This is a genomic window from Pseudomonas sp. P8_229 (genome assembly GCF_034008635.1).
Lineage (GTDB): Bacteria > Pseudomonadota > Gammaproteobacteria > Pseudomonadales > Pseudomonadaceae > Aquipseudomonas.
Genome location: NZ_CP125378.1, coordinates 1,505,831 through 1,529,496, shown reverse-complemented (window position 1 = coordinate 1,529,496; position 23,666 = coordinate 1,505,831). Strand labels below are relative to the sequence as shown.

The 23,666-nt window shown below is 60.5% G+C and carries 13 protein-coding genes; 8 read left to right on the top strand and 5 right to left on the bottom strand.

From position 1 onward, the window contains the following. Window positions 1-2: 2 nt before the first annotated feature. The 3 genes from QMK55_RS06875 to QMK55_RS06865 all read right to left on the bottom strand — a co-directional run bounded on the left by QMK55_RS06875 (window position 3) and on the right by QMK55_RS06865 (window position 8,968). Entirely contained in the window at window positions 3-2,774 is a 2,772-nt protein-coding gene (locus QMK55_RS06875; protein ID WP_320328918.1) for an RHS repeat-associated core domain-containing protein, read from the bottom strand. After that, window positions 2,771-7,273 (bottom strand): SpvB/TcaC N-terminal domain-containing protein, encoded by a 4,503-nt coding sequence (locus tag QMK55_RS06870; protein ID WP_320328917.1) that lies wholly within the window; start codon window positions 7,271-7,273, stop codon window positions 2,771-2,773. The genes QMK55_RS06875 and QMK55_RS06870 overlap by 4 nt, the downstream gene beginning before the upstream one ends. A gap of 171 nt (window positions 7,274-7,444) precedes the next feature. After that, complete coding sequence (locus tag QMK55_RS06865; RefSeq protein ID WP_102355004.1) at window positions 7,445-8,968, bottom strand: fumarate hydratase; 1,524 nt, start codon at window positions 8,966-8,968, stop codon at window positions 7,445-7,447. Window positions 8,969-9,466: 498 nt separating this feature from the next. On the opposite strand from QMK55_RS06865, the gene QMK55_RS06860 reads away from it, so the two are divergent. The 3 genes from QMK55_RS06860 (at window position 9,467) to QMK55_RS06850 (ending at window position 12,328) form a co-directional block, all read left to right on the top strand. Further along, the gene (locus QMK55_RS06860; protein WP_102355005.1) at window positions 9,467-10,573 is read left to right on the top strand and encodes a sensor domain-containing diguanylate cyclase; all 1,107 of its coding nucleotides are present in this window, start codon (window positions 9,467-9,469) and stop codon (window positions 10,571-10,573) included. Next, the gene (locus QMK55_RS06855) at window positions 10,566-11,501 is read left to right on the top strand and encodes an iron-sulfur-binding ferredoxin reductase (protein ID WP_102355006.1); all 936 of its coding nucleotides are present in this window, start codon (window positions 10,566-10,568) and stop codon (window positions 11,499-11,501) included. Before QMK55_RS06860 ends, QMK55_RS06855 begins: the two co-directional genes overlap by 8 nt. 77 nt (window positions 11,502-11,578) lie before the next feature. Further along, on the top strand, window positions 11,579-12,328 hold the full coding sequence (locus tag QMK55_RS06850) for an enoyl-CoA hydratase-related protein (RefSeq protein ID WP_320328916.1): 750 nt from the start codon (window positions 11,579-11,581) through the stop codon (window positions 12,326-12,328). A gap of 180 nt (window positions 12,329-12,508) precedes the next feature. Here the strand turns inward: QMK55_RS06850 and pyk are convergent, their stop codons facing one another. Then, window positions 12,509-13,960: a pyruvate kinase gene (pyk, locus tag QMK55_RS06845; RefSeq protein WP_102355008.1), complete on the bottom strand. Its 1,452-nt coding sequence runs from the start codon at window positions 13,958-13,960 to the stop codon at window positions 12,509-12,511. Window positions 13,961-14,194: 234 nt separating this feature from the next. Between pyk and QMK55_RS06840 the strand changes: the two genes are divergently transcribed. The 3 genes from QMK55_RS06840 (at window position 14,195) to QMK55_RS06830 (ending at window position 15,595) form a co-directional block, all read left to right on the top strand. Continuing rightward, entirely contained in the window at window positions 14,195-14,545 is a 351-nt protein-coding gene (locus tag QMK55_RS06840; protein WP_320328915.1) for a hypothetical protein, read from the top strand. 74 nt (window positions 14,546-14,619) lie between these two features. After that, window positions 14,620-15,006 carry a tetratricopeptide repeat protein gene (locus QMK55_RS06835; RefSeq protein WP_025112748.1) on the top strand — a complete coding sequence of 129 codons (387 nt, stop codon included), beginning with the start codon at window positions 14,620-14,622 and terminating at the stop codon, window positions 15,004-15,006. 229 nt (window positions 15,007-15,235) lie between these two features. Then, window positions 15,236-15,595, top strand: a complete 360-nt coding sequence (locus tag QMK55_RS06830; protein ID WP_102355009.1) for a PilZ domain-containing protein — start codon at window positions 15,236-15,238, stop codon at window positions 15,593-15,595. A 139-nt stretch (window positions 15,596-15,734) separates the two neighbouring features. Here QMK55_RS06830 and QMK55_RS06825 read toward each other — a convergent pair whose 3' ends face one another. Next, window positions 15,735-16,109 carry a DUF6124 family protein gene (locus QMK55_RS06825; protein WP_102355010.1) on the bottom strand — a complete coding sequence of 125 codons (375 nt, stop codon included), beginning with the start codon at window positions 16,107-16,109 and terminating at the stop codon, window positions 15,735-15,737. 469 nt (window positions 16,110-16,578) lie between these two features. Between QMK55_RS06825 and QMK55_RS06820 the strand changes: the two genes are divergently transcribed. After that, the gene (locus QMK55_RS06820; protein ID WP_320328914.1) at window positions 16,579-19,869 is read left to right on the top strand and encodes a hypothetical protein; all 3,291 of its coding nucleotides are present in this window, start codon (window positions 16,579-16,581) and stop codon (window positions 19,867-19,869) included. A 143-nt stretch (window positions 19,870-20,012) separates the two neighbouring features. Beyond that, a complete protein-coding gene (locus QMK55_RS06815; protein WP_320328913.1) occupies window positions 20,013-23,642 on the top strand; it encodes a Tc toxin subunit A in 3,630 nt (1,209 codons plus the stop codon). Window positions 23,643-23,666: the final 24 nt, after the last annotated feature.

Below are 23,666 nucleotides of genomic sequence, written 5' to 3'. Positions count from 1 at the left end.
GCTCAAGCGGCCTTTGGTCTTGAATGGCGTGCCTGTTTCAACAAGTACTGATTGTCCGTACTGCCCATCTCTTTGTACCAGGCCATGCCCTGTTGCATGCGTGAGATGGACTCCAGTGTGTTTCTGGTTTGTTGTTTCAGTGCCGATCGATGAATCGGTGCGGTGAGTTCCCGAGGCGTCATGTGGTTGACGTTGGGAAGCAGATCGGCTGGATAAATAACGTCGCTGGCCAATGCATTGAAAGCCTTTTCGGCCTGAGCCCAGCGGCTTTCGATGGCGCTTGTCCATTCGGCGAGTACGGTGTCGATCTTGTTGATCTTCACCGGATCGAGGCGATTCTTGATGTCCTCGGCTTCGATCGCTCGCTGGAACATGTTCAGCGCCCCCGGAATGATCGACAACCAGGAACTTATCACCCGATTCATGGTGAAGTCAGGATTGAGCACCGAATTGAGCGCCGGGTGAATGAGCTCATCCTTGATCTCTCTCCAGCTTTGCGGCGTCTTGTCGACGGGGTCGGGGACGCCCAACTGGCTATCAATGGCCGCGACCGACATCTTCGAGGTTTGTGGAATGAGTGCACCTGTGAAGCCAAAACTGTCGGTCAAGGGAGCCCCCATCGCTCCCGCTGCATCGCCGCCGATATTGCCGCCGACCAATGCGTTGGGGTCGGTGAACTGCAGGGCGTGAGGGGCCGATGGAAAGACCAGGCCGGTTTGAGCGCTGCCCAGCACACCGCCCTCATAACCGATGACGCCACCGATGGTTTCGCCTGCCAGGTTCATCATCAGGTTCTGCGTGATGTTTTCCTGGTGGATGACGTTGTGGATTTGCACAAGCGTGCGTTCGGCATGTTCGTTGACGGCGGTAATAAACCCGGAATAGAAAAAAATCACCGACTCGGCTTTCGAACCGCCAGCGGGGTCGACGTAACGCAACGGGTTATTGGCGACAAAGCCATACAGGTTCAGACCGTCCACGGCGCCCGCCGGATCGGCGCTGATCCAGCGCTGCAACCATGCTGCGTAATAGCGCGCGCCGTAGTAATACAGACCGCTGACATCCATTTCCTTGCCCGAATAACGAACGGTCTTGTAATCGGCATCGACCGCCGAGCTTGCGGCCATCCATGCCGTGGCACCGAAAGGGTAATAGCCTTCGTGGCTGATCAACTGCGCCTGTTGATCGAGCTCCATCAGGTTCGATCCCAAGTGGTCTTCGACGCTGTACCGCATTTGAGTGGTGGCGATACCGCGCGGCTTGCCCGTCGCCCAGTACAGACAACGAACACTGCCCACGCCGATCGCCAGGGTGATGACATGCAGTTCTTCGCCATTGTCGCGGGTGCGGATTTCCAGGCCCGGGAGATAGCGCACATCCTGAAAGTGTCCGGTCGCGGTTTCGAGGCGTTTATGCACCCGTAAACCCTGGCTGTAGCGGTAGTACTCGGCATCGTCGACGCCGTTTTCGCGTCTGACCAGGATCGCGGTTTCCAGTTCATCGTTGGCGTTCCACTGCAGATCCTGCCCCGGTTGCAGGTGTGTCAGATTGCCGTTGCGGTCAAACAGCTGGTTGAAGTCCGGAACGGGATCGCCGCTTTTCCAGCGCACGCCTCTGTTGCTGGCAGGGTCGATGAGTACGGTACGGGTATGGCTGGCACTCTCGCGCAGATGACGCAGTTCAATCAGGTTGCCACCGTCATCGTAGGTGTACATCTGAATGTAGTTGCGCCGATCCGCCGGGTCGGTTGGCTGCGGCAGACCGGGGGTGTCCGAGGGTGGGCCATCGTCGTAGCCAGTGGCCCGTTTCAATCGATACAACGAGTCGTAGCTGAACTCGCGATGCCCATCGACCCGCTGGTTGGCGAAATGACTGGGCGTAAAGGCATGGTCGAGAGTGCGCACAAGGTTACCGACCGGGTCGTACTGGTGTTCGAAATCCTGCAGCAGCGGCTGACCGCTTTTCTGTGTGGTTTGCCGGTGCAGGTTGTTGTTGGCTGGATCGTAAGCCCAATGACTGATCACACCGTTGCCGGCCTGTTGCAGGATGATTTGTCCGGCGGCGTTGTACCGGGCATGCTCCAGAACGGTCGCCCAGGCAGCCTGATCGTCGATTTTCAACTGGACTTGCCTGAGTTGTCCGGCGAGGTCGAAATACGACCGTTGGCGGTGTCCGCTGGCGTCGACCTGCTCAAGGACACTGCCTAGCGGGCCATGAATGCGGCGGCTGGTGAAGGTCTTGCCATCGGCAAACGTACGGGTTTCGGCCAGTGCCTGACCGAGCAGGCTGTAGGTGTCGAAATTCACACCGCCTGAGCGGTCCTGCAGCGCCAACAGATTTCCACGCAGGTTGCGTCCCGCATCGGCCGAGGCGGTGGCAAAGGTAAAGGTTTCAGTCTCGGGTTGTGCGTTGACTTCGATTGCCGTGACCCGCAGCAAGTCATCGTAGGTCATACGCCAATGATTGCCGCGGCCGTCCCAGCGTTCAAGCACTTCGCCGGCCAGCCCCGGCAGCGTCAGCCGCATGCCGGCATCAACGCTGTCGACTTTCAGGGGCGTGCCCCCCAGGGCCGACACCAGCACCTGATTGGGTCGCGGCAGGCGCGGGTCTCGTTGCGCCAACAGCCTGGCCGCCGGGTCGAATTGCTGGCGAGAGATCAGCGCGATGGCGGTCTCACCGGCGACCGAACGCAAGTAGGTAATCTGCCGGACCGGCAAGCCTCGGCTGTCACTCACGCTCAGTGTTGGCGTATGCCTGTCAACAGCCCGGCTCATGATTCTGACTCATCGGTGTCGTTGAAGTCTTCGCTGGTCTGATACCAAGGGTGATAGGTCTCGCGGGAGAAATGCCCCTTGGCGTTGATCAGCTTGACCGGACGGCCAAGCGGGTCATAGAACAGTTGATCGAAATAGCCGTACCGTTGCAGGGATTGATCATTGACATAACCATGGGTGTCGACAAAAAACGGCCGGAACTGGCGCACCGCCAAGCCTTTGTTGTTGTACTCGACCCGTGCGCTTACACGCCAGCGCGGATCGGCCTGAACCTCACGTAACTGCCCGCGATCGACGATCAGCGATCCGTCGACCGCCACCGCATAAGCCGTGCCGGGTTCGACCCGTTGCAGGGTTTGCAGCGCCCGGCCAAAGCCGTCCACGTAGCTGATGATGATCCGCACCAATGCCGCTACAAGGTCATCGGGGTAACGGTCGGCGCTCAGCACCACGCTGTGTACCGGTTTGCGCTGGACTGTGGTGATGAGTTCGCGCAGTGCCAGTTCGGCCGATGTCGGTGACGCCAGTTGCGCCAGGCGCCGCCGTGCGCTGGCGCGAATGTGCAGGCTCGGCAACACATCACCGCTGGCCAGCCATTGCTCGAGCAACTGCGGCGTTGCGTTGACGGAAGGCGGCAGTTGCCCCATCCAGCTGAACAAGTCCTTGCGCAGGGTACTGGCGGCTTTTTGCACGGCAGCTGCCGGGTCGGCGATGGCCAGTTCTGGGTCTGGATCTTCCGGGCGCAGGTATTCGCTGAGCGGACGGAAACCGGCGGCGACAGCATTTTCGGTGCCGTGGAAACTGGTCGTCAACGGTTGACCGGAGGGCTCGTAGAGCGCTTCCTGAATGTTCTCGTTGGCATCGATGATGCGCAGCGGCTGCTGAGCGTGATAGTCATATTCGCAGCGGGTGGTGCAGCCATCCGGCAATTCGACGCTTTCAATCAACAGGTGATATGCGTCGTATTGCGCCCGGGTCCAGCCATGGCTCAGGGTTTCGCGGTATTCACGCACCTGGAAGAAATCCTCGGCGCCGGCGTATTTTGCGTAGTTGTAATGTGCGGACCAGAGGTTTTGTGTGGTCACAACTTGCGCGTCGAACAGTGGCGGCATCGGTGTGTAACCGATGTTCGTCAGCTCCACGCGGATATCGAACGGCGGTGGCAGATCGGCGTAGGCATCGAGGGCGGTCTGATCAAGCTGTGCCAGTTCCGTTGGTGCGGCCAGCGCTTCGAAATCGACTGAGCCGTCGGGCAACGGGCTGCCGTCTGCTGTCTTGAGATAACGCTGCACGGTTTGTCCGGTCAGCACCCTGAGTGCGTTCCACTGCGCAGAGTCCTGGTGCGCAGTGAGTGTCTCCCATGACACCTGCTGCGGGTTCAAGCCCGACGGCAGATTACCCTTGGGCAGCACCAGTGCATTGCTGCGTTGCTGCCAGGGCAGGCCCAGTCGCCAGTGTTGCAGGTCCCGGTCCAGATCAATCGCGCGCTCACGGGATTCACTGAGGTAATAGGACTGCTGGGCCGGGTCGTGGGCGTCCCGCCACCACTGCTGCTCATCGGGATCACTGAAGGGCGGGGGATCGGCCTCGGTGCGGCGTCGCGCATAACTGACGCTCAGGCTATGGGTGGCATGACCGTACTCGCTGGTGCCGAGCAAAATTTCATGGCGGCACAGCGGGTCGTCAATGAAACCGTCGTATTGATAGCCGATTTTTTCCAGCAGCAGCGGCAGCAGTACGCTTGCCGGCTCGTTGCGGCCAGTGGGGCGCACGTCACGCACCAGGTAGCGAAACTCCTCTACCGCGAAGAGCCGTGGCGTGGCTGGCTCGACGGTGCCGGCCCAGGTTTCGATGCGCGCCACGGAACCTGTCAGCGCCCGAGCGATTCTGTAGCGTGTCGTCTCGTCGGGCGGCGTCACCGGTTCATCGTATTCATCGCCCTGGTGATAGCGGCTGAATACGGTTGGCAGCAACGGCTGCGCATCTTCGTCGGCGTCGAAGTAGCCGTGTCTTGGTCGGTCCATGGCCTGTCCGGTCAGAAACCAGGTACAGACCCGTACCGGTGCGGTGAAACCGACCTCGTCATCGCCGGTGGCGCTATCGGTGTCGGTCTGTTGCAGATAACCGAAGCCGCGAAATTCGCGCTCGATGCTGTCGTAGACGCCTTCGCGAAAGATGCACGATTGAGTCAGGCAATTGCCGGTGATCTCATCCTGCTGATGTTGCCGGCTGACCACCTGCACCGCGAAGGGCAAGTGGCACACGGGCACTTCGCCGGGATGGTCGATCAGCCACTGCTGTTTTTCATCCAGCCATTCCTGGGCGGAGCTGCGGTAGGTCACCTGCGTGGCGCAGCCCATGTTGTTGTTGCTCGCCGTCAGCAGGTAGGGTCTGGCCGCGACAAAGTCATAGCGCCAGTGCTGCGGTGTCGGGTGCGGCACGGTCAGGAGCAGTGACGCGCAACCCAGGCCTTGCAGGTCGGCGAAACTGACCTGACACAAGCGGTCGTAACGCACACCTTCGGGCCAGGGCACGATGACCGGCGTCTGCTCCAGCCCGTGACCGCCGCGATTGAGGTAGATCTCGAATGCATCGGATTTCAGATAGATCAGTGCCGGAGCACCCGAACCATCGAGGTCAGCCAGGCGCACGCGGGTCGAATCGAATGCTTCATAGGTAAACGGCAGCGCGCTGATTACCCGTCCTGCACCGAAGCGGCCATGCCCCAGGTTGGGCCAGCATTTGATTTCATCATGGCGGATCCGGCACAGCTCGCTCATGTCGCTGCCCAGCAGGTTGCCGAGAAGGACCAACTCGCTGGGTGAATGGCTGAAGATCGGCAGTCGGTCATCGGCGGGTTCATGGAGGACTTCTTCGGCCGGGGCGAAACCCTCCTCGCGACGGTTGGCATACAGGCGCACGGCGCGCGGACCGATCATCGCCAGCGAAATGAGGCCATCGCCGACCAGGTCGCCCAGTTGCGAAAGAACGTCGCGAAACTCCAGCGGCATGCCGGTAAACGACATGAAGGGCGCCCAGCTGCGGTCGGCGTTCAACCTGCGATACCCGCTGATACCCGGTTGGGCAACGATCCAGTCCAGCCGCCCGTCGCCGGTCAGGTCTAGCAGTATCTGCAGCGCGGGGCTGTTGCGACTCGCCACCGGGATCTGTTCCAGCACCGTCCACGGGCCATAGGTGATGGCGTCAGGCCCTGAGGTTGCGCGCATCGGTTCACGGTAATACCAGCATTGATCGTAGCGGCAGAGGAAGCCCGGCAGGCCCTCACCGTACAGATCGGCGCACAGGTAAAACTGTCCATCGTCCAGGCCCGGCATGGGGTCTTCGGCGAACAGGCGTGCGGGCGTTTTGTTGATCTCGAAGGAGGAATAGTCGAACTCCACCGGCGGTGTCGTTTCCAGTGCGCCGCTGGTATCGAAGGCCTGGTAGTGAGCGGCTGTGATCCGGTTGTAAGTCCAGGGCCCGGAGGCGGGCGGATACTCGAGTAACAGCCGCCGCACCAGCAGCGGATCCTGACTGTCTGGCCGCGAGAAATTGTGAAACATCAGGATTTGCTGGCAGAGACGCCGAGTGCCCAGCTCGAAACCCTGACCGTAGGTGGAGAACGGGTCCTGGCGTTCCAGCCAGGGTGTCAGGCTGGAGCCTGCGTACGCGGGAGCCTGGGTCAGTGAGCGGGTGCGTTCGCCGTAGTCGAACAGCAGATGGAAATGCCATTGCAGTTCAGCCGGATCCACCACCGTCCAGCTGTACAGGTGCTGGCTGGCGGCGACGTTGCCGTAGAATACGGCGCGCAAGTAGCGCTGGGCACGGTAGTCGTGAAGGGGGTTGGCGTCTGCATCATCGGCCATATAGTCGAAGCAGATGTGCTCGCCGCGCGGGTTCATGCTCTCGCACAGCAGCCAGCTGCCGACCCGAAGCTTGTCATCTGGATCGGCCCGACGCGAGGCGCTGGTTTTACCGTATACCTGCAATGAGCCGTCAGCCCCATGGATCAGCCAGAACGGCGGCTCGGCCGGCTCATCCGGACCGGTGACACGCTGCCATCGCTCGCGCAAGGCAAAGTCGCTCTCGACCTGTGGCCAGTAGCGCACCACGCGGTGCTCGCCGACTTCAATCCCGTTGTAGGTCCTTTCCAGACGCGATTTTGGTGCGCCGTTGCCCTCAAGTTCAGGCGCCCAGATTTCACCGTCGTAACCGACGATTTCATCAACATCGGTATAGCGCGGTACCCCTTTGTGGGTGCGACGGCTGATCTGACCGATGCCCAGGCTCCAGCCGACGCCGAATGGCCCGTTACCGGCCTGACTGCTGTAAGTCAGCGATAGCTGCGGATCCCAGCCACGTCCGACGGACAGCGGCAGTGGCAGTATGAACGACGCCTCCCCCGTCGGGCCGAAAGTGCCCCAGCTTTTGCCGATTGTGGTGATCGACGCGCTGCTGGCGATGGACGGGGTGATGATGCTCAGCTCTTGATCGGCCATGGTCGGATCCGTTGCACACGCGAAGGACGTGAGTGGACAGACGCTATCAACAAGCATGGCATTGGTAACCTGTCAGATCTGACAGGTGTCAAAAGGCCAGAGCTGTGCAACAGGCAAAAAAAGGCCGGCCCGTCGCATGACGGGCCGGCCTTTTTTACGGCTGCGAAGCGCTTACTGCACTTCTACCGCCAGGCTTTCGGCGATCTTCTGTTGCCAGATCGCCGGGCCGGTGATGTGTACCGACTCACCGTTGCTGTCCACCGCGACGGTGACCGGCATGTCCTTGACCTCGAACTCGTAGATCGCTTCCATGCCCAGCTCGGCGAATGCCAGCACCTTGGACTTCTTGATGGCCTGGGCCACCAGGTAGGCGGCGCCGCCCACGGCCATCAGGTACACGGCCTTGTTGTCCTTGATCGCTTCGATCGCGGTCGGGCCGCGCTCGGATTTGCCGATCATGCCCAACAGGCCGGTCTGCTCAAGGATCTGACGGGTGAACTTGTCCATCCGCGTGGCGGTGGTCGGGCCAGCCGGGCCAACCACTTCGTCACCGACCGGATCAACCGGGCCGACGTAGTAGATGAAGCGACCTTTCAGATCCACCGGCAGGGTTTCACCCTTGTTCAGCATCTCGACCATGCGCTTGTGCGCAGCGTCGCGACCGGTAAGCATCTTGCCGTTGAGCAGGACGGTTTCGCCCGGTTTCCAGCTCTGCACGTCTTCCGGGGTCAGGGTGTCGAGATTGACGCGACGGGCTGACGGGCCGGCTTCCCAGACGATTTCCGGGTAGGCGTCCAGCGGTGGCGCTTCCAGTGAGGCCGGGCCGGTGCCGTCGAGCACGAAGTGTGCGTGACGGGTGGCGGCGCAGTTCGGGATCATGCACACCGGCAGCGAGGCTGCGTGAGTCGGGTAGTCCATGATTTTCACGTCGAGCACGGTGGTCAGGCCACCGAGGCCCTGGGCGCCGATCCCCAACTGGTTGACCTTCTCGAACAGCTCCAGACGGATCTCTTCGATGCGGTTCTGCGGGCCACGGGCTTTCAGCTCATGGATGTCGATGGATTCCATCAACACTTCCTTGGCCATGACCGCGGCTTTCTCGGCGGTGCCGCCGATGCCGATGCCGAGCATGCCCGGCGGGCACCAGCCGGCGCCCATGGTCGGAACGGTTTTCAGCACCCAGTCAACGATCGAGTCGGACGGGTTGAGCATGGCCATTTTCGACTTGTTCTCGGAACCGCCGCCCTTGGCCGCCACGTCCACTTCCACGGTGTTGCCCGGGACAATGGAGTAGTGGATGACTGCCGGGGTGTTGTCCTTGGTGTTTTTACGAGCGCCCGCCGGGTCGGCGAGGATCGAGGCACGCAGGACGTTTTCCGGCAGGTTGTAGGCGCGGCGCACGCCTTCGTTGATCATGTCGTCCAGGCTCATGGTCGCGCCATCCCAACGCACGTCCATGCCCACGCGCACGAACACGGTCACGATGCCGGTGTCCTGGCAGATCGGCCGGTGGCCGGTGGCGCACATGCGCGAGTTGATCAGGATCTGTGCGATCGAATCACGGGCCGCTGGCGATTCTTCGCGCAGGTAGGCTTCGTGCATCGCCTGGATGAAGTCCACGGGGTGGTAGTAGGAAATGAATTGCAGGGCGTCGGCAACGCTCTGAATCAGGTCATCTTGCTTGATCACGGTCATGAGTCGCGCTCCTCTAAAAGACGGGAACATTCAATAAGGTGCTTGCAGCTTGGGTACATCGGTCGGTTGCAAGCACCTTTCAAGGCACGCCGGGGCTGCTGGCGCGACGCTAAAAAGGCGCGGCAGTATACCGTGCCTCTTCAGGGCATACACGCGCCGGCAGTCATTCGTTGGTCGCATACCGAACACTCGGGCCAACAGTGCTCTTCTGTGGCGAGGGGATCTAGCGAAACGTCGCACCGCCCCGATCGGCTGCGTAGCAGGCGCAAAACCTGTGCGCAGGGTTTGACTGACGGATTGTTGAGGGCCGCTTCGCGCCCCTTTCGGGGATAAATCCCCTCGCCACAGGACCTCATGAGGGCATTGACGGGTCATGCATTTGACGTCAATTTTTGGCGCTGAAAATCGGTGGTCATTTATCGACCGCCCCTCTAAAGTGGCATCCGGTCTGTAGAGTAGGACACTCGGTCAGCCTCCTATCGCACGGTGAGTCAACGATTGACCCATAACGCCATTCAACGTCTTTTGCTCAAGCGCTTTGCCCTCGCCGCAGCCACCTACGGATTGGCTTTGCTGCTGCTGTGGCTGGCGTTTTTTTTCGGTCATTACCCGCATTCATTGAACAGTGTGGCCATCGGCAGCGCGCTGGTGCTCATCACTCAGGCCACGTTGTTCGCGCTGTTCTGGTCCGGGCGCAACCTGCGTTTTGCCGACCCCAGCCTGACCGAGGCGCAAGTGCTGCTCGGGCTCGGCTGGCAGACCTGGCTGATCGCCCATCTGCATGAAGCCCGCGGCGCGTTTCTGGTGTTTTATGTGCTGATCCTGCTGTTCGGCCTGTTTCATTTATCCCGGCGCGCGTTCATACGTTGCGCGCTGCTGGTGTTCTTCAGTTTCTGTGCAATCACCCTCTGGGATGGCTACCACTTCCGTTTGACGGATCCGGCGCTGGCAGCCTTGCAGGTGTGCATTCTGGCGATCGTGCTGGCGTGGCTGGTGATCTACGCACGCTTTGTCCAGGTTTCGCGGCAGCGCATGCGCCAGCGCCGGTTTGCCTTACAGGCGCATCAGGACACCTTGCGCGGGATGATGCGTCAGCTCGAAGACCTGGTGGCCACCGATGAACTGACCGGGCTGTTCAATCGTCGACATTTTTTACGCCTGGCCTCCCGCGAACTGGACGAGATGGACCCGGGCGTGGTCCATGGCCTGGCGCTGATCGACCTTGATCACTTCAAACGCATCAACGATTTGCACGGGCATGCTGCCGGCGATCAGGTGTTGCAGGCCTTCGCCGGGGTAGCAGGCGCCTGCTTGCGTGACGGCGACGTGCTGGCGCGTTACGGTGGCGAGGAATTCGTGGTGTTGTTGCCCGATTGCGATGCCGAACGCCTGACCGCCTGTTGTGAACGCTTGCGCATTGCGTTTACCGACGTCGAACTGGTGGGCCTGAATGTGCGCGACCTCAGCCTTTCGGCGGGCATGACCCTGCTGGAGTTGGGCGACCATCTGGACGATGCCCTGCAGCGTGCCGATCAGGCGCTGTACCGGGCTAAGCGCGACGGGCGCAATCGCTGTGCGGCCGCGTGGGAGAATGTGGATGCCTGAACTTCGGGTCGGTGAACAGCAGTGGTCGGTGGCGGCGGGCAGCAACCTGCTCGATGCCCTGAATCAACACGGCGTTGCGGTGCCTTACAGCTGCCGCGCCGGCAGTTGCCATGCGTGTCTGGTGCAGTGCGTGAACGGCTTGCCTGCCGACAATCGGCCGGATGCCCTGAGCGCCGAGCAGCGCCAGCAGGGCTGGCGCCTGGCCTGTCAGTGTCAGGTGACCGAAGACTTGCAGGTGCACACCTTCGACCCGATCACGGATGGCCGGCCGGCGGTGGTCGAAGCGCTGGATTGGCTCACCGACAACGTCCTGCGCCTGCGCCTGACCCCGCAACGACCGCTGCGCTACAGCGCCGGGCAACATCTGGTGCTGTGGATCAACCACATCGCCCGGCCGTACTCGCTGGCGAGCCTGCCGGAGGAAGACCGCTTTCTTGAATTCCACCTCGACTGTCGCCAGCCCGGTGAATTCAGCGATGCGGCGCGGCGCCTGCAGATCGGCGACCCGATCCGCCTCGGCGAATTGCGTGGCGGCGCGTTGCATTACGACCCGGACTGGCACACGCGACCGCTGTGGCTGCTGGCGGCCGGCACCGGGCTGGGGCCATTGTTCGGCGTGCTGCGCGAAGCCTTGCGTCAGGATCACGAGGGCGCCATCCGCGTCATTCATCTGGCCCATGACGAGCGCGAGCACTATCTGGCCAAACCCCTTGCGGCGCTGGCCGCGCAGCGCGAAAACCTCAGCGTCGAGCTGTGGACGGCGGCCGAGTCAGCCGCCGCTTTGGCGCAACTGCGCCTTGTTTCCCGGCAAACCCTGGCTTTAGTCTGCGGTTCAACCGCCAGTGTCGATGCCTTTGCCCGGCGTCTGTACCTGGCCGGACTGCCGCGCAACCAACTGCTGGCCGATGTATTTTTGTCCCGCGGTTAAGCGCTGACTTTCATAGGTTCGAAGATTCCTGTGGCGAGACGGAACTCTGTCGGCCTTTTTAATGTTGAGTAACGCTGATGACCGAAGCCATCCTGCTCGAACGCGAACGCGGTTTGCTCACCCTGCGCCTCAACCGCCCGGACAAGAAAAACGCGCTGACCCGCGCGATGTACGGTCGCCTCGCCGAGGCCTTGAAGCAGGCCGACAACGATCCTGAAATCAACACCGTGCTGATCACCGGCAGCGCCGAATGCTTCACCGCCGGCAACGACATCGCCGACTTCATCCAGCAACCGCCGAGCGACCTCGACAGCCCGGTGTTCCACTTCATGCGGGGCCTGCTCGAATGCCGCAAACCAGTAGTCGCCGCCGTGGCTGGTGCGGCGGTGGGCATCGGCACCACGTTGTTGCTGCATTGCGACTTGGTGTACGTCAGTCGCGATGCGCGGTTGCGCATGCCGTTCGTCAACCTTGGGCTGTGCCCGGAGTTCGGCTCCAGCCTGATACTGCCGCGCTTGCTCGGGCATGCCAAAGCGGCGGAGCTGTTGCTGCTTGGCGAGGGATTCAGCGGTGAACAGGCTGCGCAATGGGGGATTGCCACCGAGGCGCTGGGCAGTGGCGAAGCGGCATTGAACAAGGCGCGGGAGATGGCGTTGCGTTTCGATGAGCTGCCGCCGGAAGCGGTGCGTATCAGCAAACAGTTGATGAAGGCGCCGGATCGCGAACTGATCCGTAAAGTGATCGAGGAGGAGGGCGCGTTGTTCACTCAACGGCTGCGCTCGCCGGAGGCGTTGGCGGCGTTGACCGGGTTTATCAAGCGGCATTGATATGTTCGCTGACTGTGCCGGCCTCTTCGCGAGCAAGCCCGCTCCCACAGGGGAAATGCGTTCCAATTGTGGGAGCGGGCTTGCTCGCGAAGAGGCCGGATCAGCCAGTAAATCTATAGGATCAAAAAACCAAAAGCCCCGGCACTCACATGCCGGGGCTTTTGTTTTTCAGCGAATCACTCAGACCTGTGGATCACCAACGTGCAGGATTTTCATGCCGTTGGTGCCGCCGGTGGTGTGGTAGCTGTCGCCTTTGGTCAGAATGACCCAGTCGCCTTTTTCCACGACGCCGCGCTTGACCAGCTCGTCGATCGCCTTTTGGCTGACTTCGTTCGGAGCCAGCGACGCCGGGTCGAACGGCACGGTGTACACGCCACGGAACATTGCCGCGCGGGCCTGGGCTTCGCGGTGCGGGGTGAAGGCGTAGATCGGCACCGAAGAACGGATACGCGACATGATCAGCGGGGTGTAGCCGCTTTCAGTCAGCGCGATGATCGCTTTCACGCCCGGGAAGTGGTTGGCGGTGTACATGGCGGCCAGTGCGATGCTCTGGTCGCAGCTTTCGAAGACCTTGCCGATGCGGTGGCTGGAGGTCTTGCTGGTCGGGTGCTTTTCAGCGCCGACGCAGATGCGCGCCATCGCCTGAACGGCTTCCAGCGGGTACAGACCGGCAGCGGATTCGGCCGAGAGCATCACGGCGTCGGTGTAGTCGAGCACGGCGTTGGCCACGTCGGACACTTCGGCACGGGTCGGCATCGGGTTCTGGATCATCGACTCCATCATCTGGGTCGCGACGATCACTGCCTTGTTGTGGCGGCGTGCATGCAGAATGATTTTCTTCTGAATGCCCACCAGCTCCGCGTCGCCGATTTCCACACCGAGGTCACCACGGGCAACCATTACCGCGTCGGACGCCTTGATCAGTTCGTCGAGGGTTTCGTCGTCGGCCACGGCTTCGGCACGTTCGATCTTCGCCACCAGCCAGGCAGTACCGCCGGCTTCGTCGCGCAGTTGACGGGCGTAGTTCATGTCGGCAGCGTCACGCGGGAAGGACACCGCGAGGTAGTCGACTTCCATTTCTGCGGCGAGCTTGATGTCGGCCTTGTCTTTTTCAGTCAGGGCCGGTGCGGTCAGGCCACCACCGCGACGGTTGATGCCTTTGTGGTCGGACAGCGGGCCGCCGATGGTCACGGTGCAATGCAGTTCGGTGGCGGTCGCGGTGTCGACGCGCATCACCACACGGCCGTCGTCGAGCAGCAGCTCGTCGCCCACGCCGCAGTCCTTGACCAGATCCGGGTAGTCGATGCCGACCACTTGCTGGTTGCCTTCGGTCAACGGATGGCTGGTGGAGAAGGTGAATTTGTCACCGATCTTCAGCTCGATCTTCTTGTTGGCGAATTTGGCGATACGGATTTTCGGGCCTTGCAGGTCACCCAGCAGGGCGACGAAGCGACCGTGCTTGGCAGCCAGGTCACGCACCAGCTTCGCGCGAGCCTTGTGCTCGTCGGGGGTGCCGTGGGAGAAGTTCAGACGGGCGACGTCCAGGCCAGCCAGAATCAGCTGTTCGAGAACTTCCGGCGAGTTACTGGCCGGGCCAAGGGTAGCGACGATTTTGGTACGACGGACGGACATGCAAAGACTCCTGAGTTCAAGCGCTAGCAGAGGCTACTATGCTCCGAGGGTGTAGTCATTGTTCGTTTGCACTACTTATTGTTTTCTTTATTGAACGTGGTTCTTTTCAACGACTCTGACCGGCCACCGCTGCCGCTCGTCGGTACTGGTATTTCTTACAGGTGGCACGCGGTTTTTCGATCGATATACAGATTGAATCCCGCCAACGGTTGGCGGGGCCATGAGACGAATGACATGACAGCAAAAAAAACAGCACGCAAAGCGCTGGAGCCGCCAGTGATTGAAAGCCCAAAAGATGGCGACAAGCCAGGTGTCCGTTTTCGAGTGGAGGGAACAGGAACGCCCGGTAATTTCGCGGTCGCCTACAGCACCAAGGATCCCTTGAATCAGCTGTTTGGCCAATTGATCAGTAGCAACGGGAGTTGGCTTTCGTTCCTGGATCTGAGTCAATTCGGTTTTTATGTTGTTGAAAGAAGTCAGGACGGCACGGTTTCGCCAAGGTCACCGATTGTGACCATCCATCTGGAGTCAACCCCCTCTGCACCGAATGGCGATGCCAACCCTCCCGAGGACGCCACGCACTGATACCACGCTGACGATGGCGGCATTGAAGATTTTTCGCGCAAGGTCGATACACTGCTCAAGACAGGAGAACCCTCATGCGATTGTTGCCCATTGCCGCCCTTGCCCTCAGCGCCCTCGCTGCCACGGGATGTACCCGTTGGGCGATGAATCACCATTTGAATAACGCTTACAGCGCCTACGACCGGGGCAATTGCGAGCAAGTGATGCTCGAACTGTCCAAGGTCGAACGCGACAGCCGGGCCCGCCCTTATGTGTGGCCGGAAGTGTCGATGATGCGCGGCCAGTGCCTGGAACGGCAAAAAATGTACATCGACGCGGCGCAGACCTACCAGTTCATCATCGCCTCGTACCCCAACAGCGAATATGCCTTCCGCGCCCGTGCGCGCCTGGAAACCCTGCAGAGCCTGGGCCACTACCCGACGCGCAGTGCAGCGGCAGTGCCGAGCCCGCAACGCTTCTGATGCTGGTTGTCATACAAACGCTGGCTGACTGTACAAGGTGAGCTATAGTCCAGTGATCCGGTTCAGCGCCTGACGTCTGGACCGGGGCAACACCTGCGACTGGTCGTGGTTGAGGTGATGGCGTATTGGCGACCATCCCACCGGAAGCGGGGAGAGCGCGTCTGCGATACCGGCGTGTTCCGAAGCAAAGGCGCGGCTCTGTGATGGAGCCTTGCATGGCGTACTGCGCATGTTTACCGACCGACGAATCGAACGGCATCAGTTGCCGTACTTCCTCCGGGTGTTCAACAGCGTCACCGACAAACCCATCGGCTTTCTGGGCAACGTGTCCGAAGACGGGCTGATGCTCATCAGCCAGTTGCCGATGATGACCGGTGTCGATTTCAGCCTGCGTCTCAAGCTCCCGTGCGGCGATGGCCTGCAGCAGGTGATCGACCTCACGGCGTGCTGCCTGTGGTGCCATGAAGACGCAACCCCGATGCACTATGACGCCGGCTTCAGCCTGCAGCGTCCTCCGGCGGAATACGGGCAACTGGTCGAGGCGTTGCGCCAGTACTTCAGTTTTCAGCCATTGCCGGCTTCTGCCTGACTTCAAACTGCCAGAAGCTTCGCGAGCAAGCTCGCTCCCACAAGGATCGCTGGCGTACACAACTTTGTGATCACCACTGGCCACTGTGGGAGCGGGCTTGCCCGCGAAAGCGTCAGTACAGACGCCCCGTCATCGACGCCTAGGCCACAGCAATCGCCCGCTCACTGTCCAGCGTCTTCTCCGCCAGCAACAAACCCATCTCGCTCAACTGATAGATCGCCATCGCCAGATGCCGTGGTTTGTCTTCCAGGCTGTCCGCCAGATCCAGCAGCAGAATGCTCACCGACGAAAACGTTTCGTAGGTCTGGATGGCGATGGCTTCGGGATTGAGGTCAGGCGCGACCACGAACATCTGCATGCCGCGATCAACGGAATTACGCGAGGGCGGTTCGGGTTTGAGGTAATGGTCGAGGGCGCGTTCGGCGGCTTCGTGGAGTTTTCGGGAATCGGAGGATGCGTAGGGGGAGGTATCGGCGGGATCTGTTTCGGGTGGATTCGGAGTTGCTTTGAACATGATCGTATTGCCTCTAAGTAGGGCCACGACCGATTCGCGACTAAACGAATTAGGGTGGCGGCTGTAAGCAGGTTAGTCGACCGGGAGGCATACGAAATACCGGCGCGCCCGAGGGCGCCCTGCGAACAGCCACCATCGAGTGCGGGGATAGGGAATACCCGACTTGATGACGCTTATGCACATTCGTATACCCCCCGGGCGACTAAACCCGACCACTGATTGGCAGCGGCACGGACCACGTTACGGGGCATCAGCAAAGCGCACAAGCCAGCGGATTCTGGCGGATCTGTAGGCAAAGGCGCAAGGCGCTGTAGCCTCCCGGCGTGCTGGGGAAACACCACGAAATACACCGCCACGCAACGCTACCGTTCGTCGGGACTGTCAGATTTTACAGGTGTGACTTACTCCTCAATGGCGATACAAAACGGAGCAAGACCAGCCCGTCAAACAGTCCAGGAGTTCACCTGTCATGAGCGAAGAACCAGATGATCCTGTTGTAACCGGATGGGCTGCCCCAACGTTTTCCGTCCCGCTATCGGGAACCATGCAAAAACTGCCATTACGAGTTCGCTGCAATTTCGGGTTCAATCGTAATGGCAAATGGAAAGTCCATATTTACAATCCGGACTACAGGCTGGAAATCACGGGTACGCACAACGGTTACTACTACGAGTTCACCCTTGATCAGCTCGAACAAGGGCCGGACTGCGAAATACATACCCAATTCGATGCGCAGGGGGTGTGGTCTGATTGGGGATTCTCCGGGAAATTTCGTGTTATCAAACCCGTAACCCTGATTGCCCCTCCGGCGCTAGTGGGTCCCAATCCCATCATTTCCGGGAGGGGCGCCTACCCTGACGCCAGCATCGAACTATACCGGGTGCCTGACAACAGAACCTGGAGAGGGACTGCTTCGGGGGACGGCAGCTGGTCGGTTCAAGTCGATAATCTTGAGGAAGGGTTACATCAGTTCGGCGCTGTGCAGATTGTCAATTCAGTGCGGTCGGACAATTCGGCGCTGGTACCCGTCACCGTAGCCAAAACCTTGAAAATCACTTCGCCGGCGAATGATGACGTGCTGGTCAATGAACGTCTGCCGACGATTTCCGGTGATGGGCATAGCGGTACCGACGTACGCATCTATGAAGCCGGCAGCGGGGTGGTTCTATACGGCAGCGGTGCTGTGGCAGGCAATCGATTCGACGTGAAGCTGAACGTAGAGCTTCCATTGCGCAGAATTGTTCTGGTAGCAGAGGCAAGCTATTCCAATCAATTTCTACAATGGTCGAATGAGGTGCCGATCACCGTCGTAGAGTTCGGTATTCCCGTGATTGTGGTCCCTGTTACCGGCGCTTATGTAACCCGTATACCTTTATTTGAAGGAGAGGGGACAGTTGGGGCAGCCGTCGTCGTTTATCAGGACCGGACGACGGAAGTCGTTGGCAGGGCAACGGTGGGCACCAATGGAAAGTGGAGCACATACGCATTGCAGCAACTGCCCCCGGGCACTAATACGATTGTGGCGGAACAAACGTTTCAAGGTCAGTCGTCCGATCGTAGTCTGGCTCGAACGTTCAAAGTCCGCCCTCCAGCACTGACCGCCGTCAGCGTCAGCTACCCGACCCTCACCACTGCCGCGTTTTCCGGCGCAGGTTTTACCGACGCCACGGTCGAGATCACGATCGTCAAAGGCCCGACAGGCGCAACGCCGCCGCCCACCGTGATCGTGCAGGGAGGACGCTGGACGACGACCTCACAGAACTGGCCCATCGGCGATTACGACCTGAAGGTCGTGCAGAAGGTTTCCGATAACGCCGGCGGCTGGATTCCTTCGGTGGAGTACCTGTTCAAGGTGTCATCAACCCTGCCGCCGCCCACGGATGTGACCCACACCATTACCAATTACACCCCGACGTTCACCGGTAAAGGCGTTACCGGCGCATCGGTCGAGATCACGGACAAGGCAGATGGCAGCGCGGTCGCGCCGCCGGCAACCGTCACGGCGCAAGGCTGGTCGAGCCGGGCATCGCAGGCCTGGGCACCGGGTTCGATACGCACGGTGCAGGTGCGGCAGAAGCTGGGTAATGCGGTGTCGCAAGCGGTCGAACGGATCATCAATATCGACCGTTTTCCTGCGCCGACTGACCTGGCTTACACCGTGGTCGATTACACGCCGATTCTGACTGGCAAAGGAGTCAGCGGAGCCACGGTGCACGTGACGGACAAAGCGACCGGCGCGTCGCTTGCACCGCCGGCAGCGGTCACGGCTCAGGGCTGGCGGATACAGGCATCATCACGCTGGGAGCCGAACACCAGCAAGGTTGTGCTGGTGGTGCAAAAAGACGGTGCTCTGGCCTCCGACCCGGTGGAAATGACCATCAGCGTGCCGCTGCTGGCACCGCTGATCACCGCCGTCGAGGATGACGGCCTGTCGCCGAAAATCTCCGGCACCTGCTGGCCCGGCGCGACACTCAGCCTGAAGTACAGCGACAGTACGAACGAACACAGGCCCAATGGCAGCAGCGGCACCTGGGCTTTCAAACGTGACATCGGGTTTGCACCGGACAAGGAGCATACCGTCACGGTGATACAGACCGTGGCAGGACGCGCCTCGCCGGCAGCGACGCAAACGTTCTGGGTCAGCCCGGAAAAGCCGGTGATCACCGAACCGACTGAAGACGCAGATGCACACTACGACCTGATCGTGCGCGGAACCAACGGGTTCAGCGGTGCCACGCTGCAACTGCGCGACGCGCAGTACGGCCGGGCTTTGGGCGAGCCGAAACGGCTGACGGCGCATGGTCCCTGGTTCATCGAACTGAAAAAACTCGACTTTCGCAAATACCAGATCGACGCCGCACAGACCATCGCTGGCAGGGAATCCCTGCGCAGTGATGTGCGCAGCTGTTTCGTGGTGCTGTTGCCGCCCGTCATCGAGGTGCCGGCGCCCAATCAGTCGTTGGCGCGAACCTCAATGCTTTCAGGCACCGGCGAACCGTTCGGCCAGGTGACCATCTGGCGGGATAGCCCGAGCGAAATCCTGCTCGATAAAGTCCCGGTCGGTGCCGAGGGCAAATGGCAAGCCGAAGTAACGTTGCCGATCGGCAACTACACCGTGAAGGCCAGGCAAATCTTCCAGACCCATGAGTCGAAGGACAGCCCTGTACGCACTTACCAGGTGGTGCCCGCCGCGCCGCATATCGAAAGCCCCGGGCGGGGCGTGCATATCGGTGGCTCCGCCGTTGTTTCCGGCTTCGGCCATCCGGGAGACATGGTTACGGTGACGCTGAAAAGCGATAAGGCGACGCTGCTCGGACACAGTCCTGTGCTGGAGAACCGTACCTGGTCATTGACGCTTGAGCCGGATCAGGCCGCCGGCGTCTTTGATTTGGTGGCGGTGTCCTCGCGTGACGGTTTTGTTTCTGCCGCCTCAGCCCCGCACCCTGTGGTGCGCGGCATTTACCTGCCTGTCATCGATGAGCCGGTGCCGGGACGCTGGGTCGAAAACCCGCTTCGTTTCGTCGGTAAAGGGCGCACCGGCGTCGGGCGGGTGGTGACTTGGTTCGACCCGGAACAAGCCCTGAGCGCAGACCTTGCCGTCACCGCGCAGGGCTGGCGCGGCGAGGCGACGCAAACGCTGAGTCCTGGTGGCCACTGGTGCCGATTCCAGCAGACCATCACTGACGGTGCGGACAATTCGACCCTGTCCGACTGGGTCGAAAGCGATCGTTTCGACGTGCCATCGCCACCTGAGAATTGATTTTTTTCCGATGAGTGGTGGCGTCTACTGTCATTTATGACAGTAGACGCCCAACCGCAGCGTGGCTCAGATTCAAGCATGAAGGCATCGGCTCGTCAGGCGAAAAAACGTTCTGACACGACAACGATACAGGGAACCCGACCATGACTAACCCCGTGATTCGTCCCGTTGAGCAACTGCTGGAGCAGGTGTTCAGCGAAGCGCAACGCGACAGCTATGTTGATTTCTGCACCTATCTGGAGCGCGGCGGGTCCATTTTTCATGTGGTGGAGCACGGTGTTCGCGGGTTGGTTGACGACTACAGCATGCATCCCGAGGACGCGCAGGCATTTTTGCGCAGGGCCAACAGTCTGGCGACGTTTGTGCGCCGCCGTTTTATCGAACACTCGTTGCGCCATTCTTCGACACAATCGATTCATCCTCGCAGTGGTTTGCTGTCGATCGTTGACGGGCCGAGCTACGAGCGACTGTTCAATCCGAAGTTCGATGAGTTTTGTCCGCCTCAGGCACTCGAAGCGATGAACTCGCCAGTGGCCTATCTGATCGAATTGTTACGCTGGATCGACCAGCGGATCTTTCCTCAAGGTGACGCGAGCAAACTGGATTTGCACCTGCGCCGCCAGGATCTCAAACAGTTGCTCGTCGACTTCAACGCCGTGCATCAAGCGATCTCGGCGCTGGACGTCATTGTCCCGGTGCTTGAAACCTTCATCAGTAAAAACAGCCCCGCAAATCTGGACCTGGAGGAGGCCCTCTTCGAGGCACGTTACCCCAATGGATTACCGTATTTTCAGCATTGGGTCACGCTCGATTTCGTCGCCCGTCAACACGGTTTTTCGGTGGGCGATATCACCCACATGGTGGACCTGGCCTATCCCTATTTTTTGCAGCCTGAAGCGTGGGACACCGATGCCGGACGCGCGCTGAGCCATGCCTCGCGACTGGGCCCGTATCAGCGTGAATTACTGACGGAAGCCCCCGTGGACCCAGAGGACGGCGATGCACGGGATGCGTACTACGCGCTTAATTTTGGTGCCTTCGGTACTGAATGGTTAAACCTCAGTCAGGCGAAGTTCTTCGGTGATCGCACCGGACAGGACTCGCGGGGCCTGGAGGCGTTGCTGTCGATTCGCGAGTTCGCCCCGACTCGTTCGGCCAATGTGACTGTTTACGAAAACTCCCCGCCGGGGGAAATGGAAAGTCATCGTTGCGGATCGGTCTTTATCAACGCCGGCACATCGCCGGTGCTCAATATCGACTTCAGGGGGGGCGGCGGAGGGTTACTTCATCGCTTGACGCAAGAGCCGACGACGATTGATCGCTACGAGCGAATGAATCGCAAGCTGCGTCTGGACCAATGGCTGGACTTGCCGAGCGACCAGGTGGATGCACTTCTGGCAGCAGCCATCCATGCCGAGGCGCGTGGGGCAACACCCGCTCGTCCGTACTGGATTTCCACGCACAGCGTGCATGCGCTGGGGTTGTTTCAGTCACTGCGCGAGCACTACGGTTGCACGGCCCAGGACTTCGCGGCGTTTATCGATGAAGTGTCGATTTATGGCCGGGCGCAAGTGCCCTCGCTGTTTGATCGCACCTTCAACAGTCAGGGTGACTATCGCCAGCCAATGCGGCTGGACGGTGGCGAGTTTTCGGCACTGCCGACGCAAGGCGAGAGCGATTTGACGATCAGTCAGTTGTGCAGCGGTTTGAGTATCGATTTGCAGACCTACGCTTACCTGGCGGCGGCCATTGCCGAGGCGCATGAGCTGGGGGACAAACTCAAGCGCAGCACGGCGGTGATCTCGAGTTTTTACCGGCTGGTGAAGTTGCCACGGTTGCTGGGCATTACACCGGTCGAAGGCGTGCTGATGCTGACCCTGTTGGGCGGCAAGAGCTGGCTCAACGGCTTGGCAGGTCTGCCACAGGTGGGCGAGCGCCGCGATAAGGAAACCCCTCCTGACGTTCTCAACCTGATTCATGCCATGCAATCCTGCGCGTCCTGGTGCAAGGAGCGTGACATGCCGGTGTTGTGGATGTTGCAGCAGGTGGCACCACCCCAGGCATTGGCGGTGGCCACGGAGGCTGAACGCCAGTTGTTCGAGCAGATTCGCAACCTGCTGCCGGCCGCATTGTTCAGCAATGCCGGACTGCAGACGGCCGGCGTCCCCTTGCTGGTCGGGCTGGACTGGCTGCAATTACTGGCAGAGCTGGTCGACGCCACGGGGCTGGTCATTGCATTGGATTTGCCTGAGGCGGATTACCTGCTCTTTGCCAGAGAAAAGCTTGATCAGGCGGTCAGGGACGGACTCGGTGAAAACGACGCCGGAGCGCGGGCGATCATCGTCGAACGCATGTTGAGCGTGTTGATAAAGGCACGGGAGGCCCAAGTGTCGGTTGCCAGAGAGTGTCTGGCGGTCTACACCGCACTCGACGCCGAACGTTCGCTGCGGATACTGACCTGGGCGCAGTCCACGGTGTATCAACTGTTGGCCCGGGTGCTGGAACGTGCCGAGCAGTCAGCACTGCAGGCGCGAGCACGTGCGTCCGAGCAGCCGGATCCCTTGTTGAGCCTGTTGGCCGATGTGCGGCGGCGCGCTGCGGTGGTGAGCAAACTGAACCTGAGTGCCCGGCTGCTGGAGGACTTTCTGCAGTACGGCCACAAGGCCTGGATGGACCAGCAAGACCGGCATCTGTTGTCGGTGCGCACACTGTATTTCCTGAGCGCGTTGACTCGGGCGTTCGAGTTGAGCGAGCAGCCTGCCGAAAAATTGCTCGACTATCTGCGCGAGGTCAATGCCCTGGCCGATGATCTGTCTCCCGATGCGTTGTGGCTCGCGCAGCAGGCGGCATTACGGCGGCTCGCGGCATTTTTTGACTGGAGCGTGCAGGAAGTGCACGAGTGCGTCATTCACATCGACCCTGTTCTCAAAATTCTGAAGAACCTCAGTCAACTGGACCTGCTGCTGCGCATACGCGTACTGGCGGCGCACAGTGGCATGGATGCCCAGACGATTTTTCTGCTGGGCAATCTGCCTGAAACGATCGACAAGGACGCTTACCGAGTCGCCGCCGAACGCGCCGTGCTCAGCCTCTCGGAAACCCGGGCACCGATGGTGTCTTTCGCCGATGAGGTGCCTGAACCGCTGGTCAGCATGACCTGTACCGCAGACAAGACTGAGGTTGTGGCCAACAAGCCTGATGAAAAAATCATCTTTACCGTGACGCTCAAGACTCCCGGCGGCAAAGCGTTGAGCGGCGTGTACGTGCACTGGCAGACGAGCCTGGGCACTGTCGTTGCGAAAGCCACGCAAGTCGATGGCACGGTGCAGGTCGAATACCTGCCGGGCAAGGTCATGGGGCAGGAGGTGCCTTTATTCTGGGTGGCCCTGATCGATGCGCAGCAGGCACCGCTCGTCACTGTCTCCGATGACGCTCAGACGCTGTTTTTCCCTGGGCCATTGATGTCTCTGGTACCCGAGGAGCCAATACCGGCGGGGCAGGAGTTCGAGCTGACCGCCACGCTGCGCGATGACTATAAAAACCTCGGACGCAACCGTCTGGTGCGCTGGTTTGCCGAGGCCCAGGACGGTACGCGACTCCCCGTAGCGGTGATCCGCCCTGAACAGACTTACACCGATGCCGAGGGCATCACGAAGGTGTATGTGTCGAGCCCGTCTGGTGGCACCTTCAGGTTCAGCGTGTTGTGCGACGCCAGTTCCAACACCGCGCTTTTTGAGCCCATCAAGTTCGACGATCCGCCAGTTACCCCATGACTGCGCCCGTTGACGGCGCGTGTG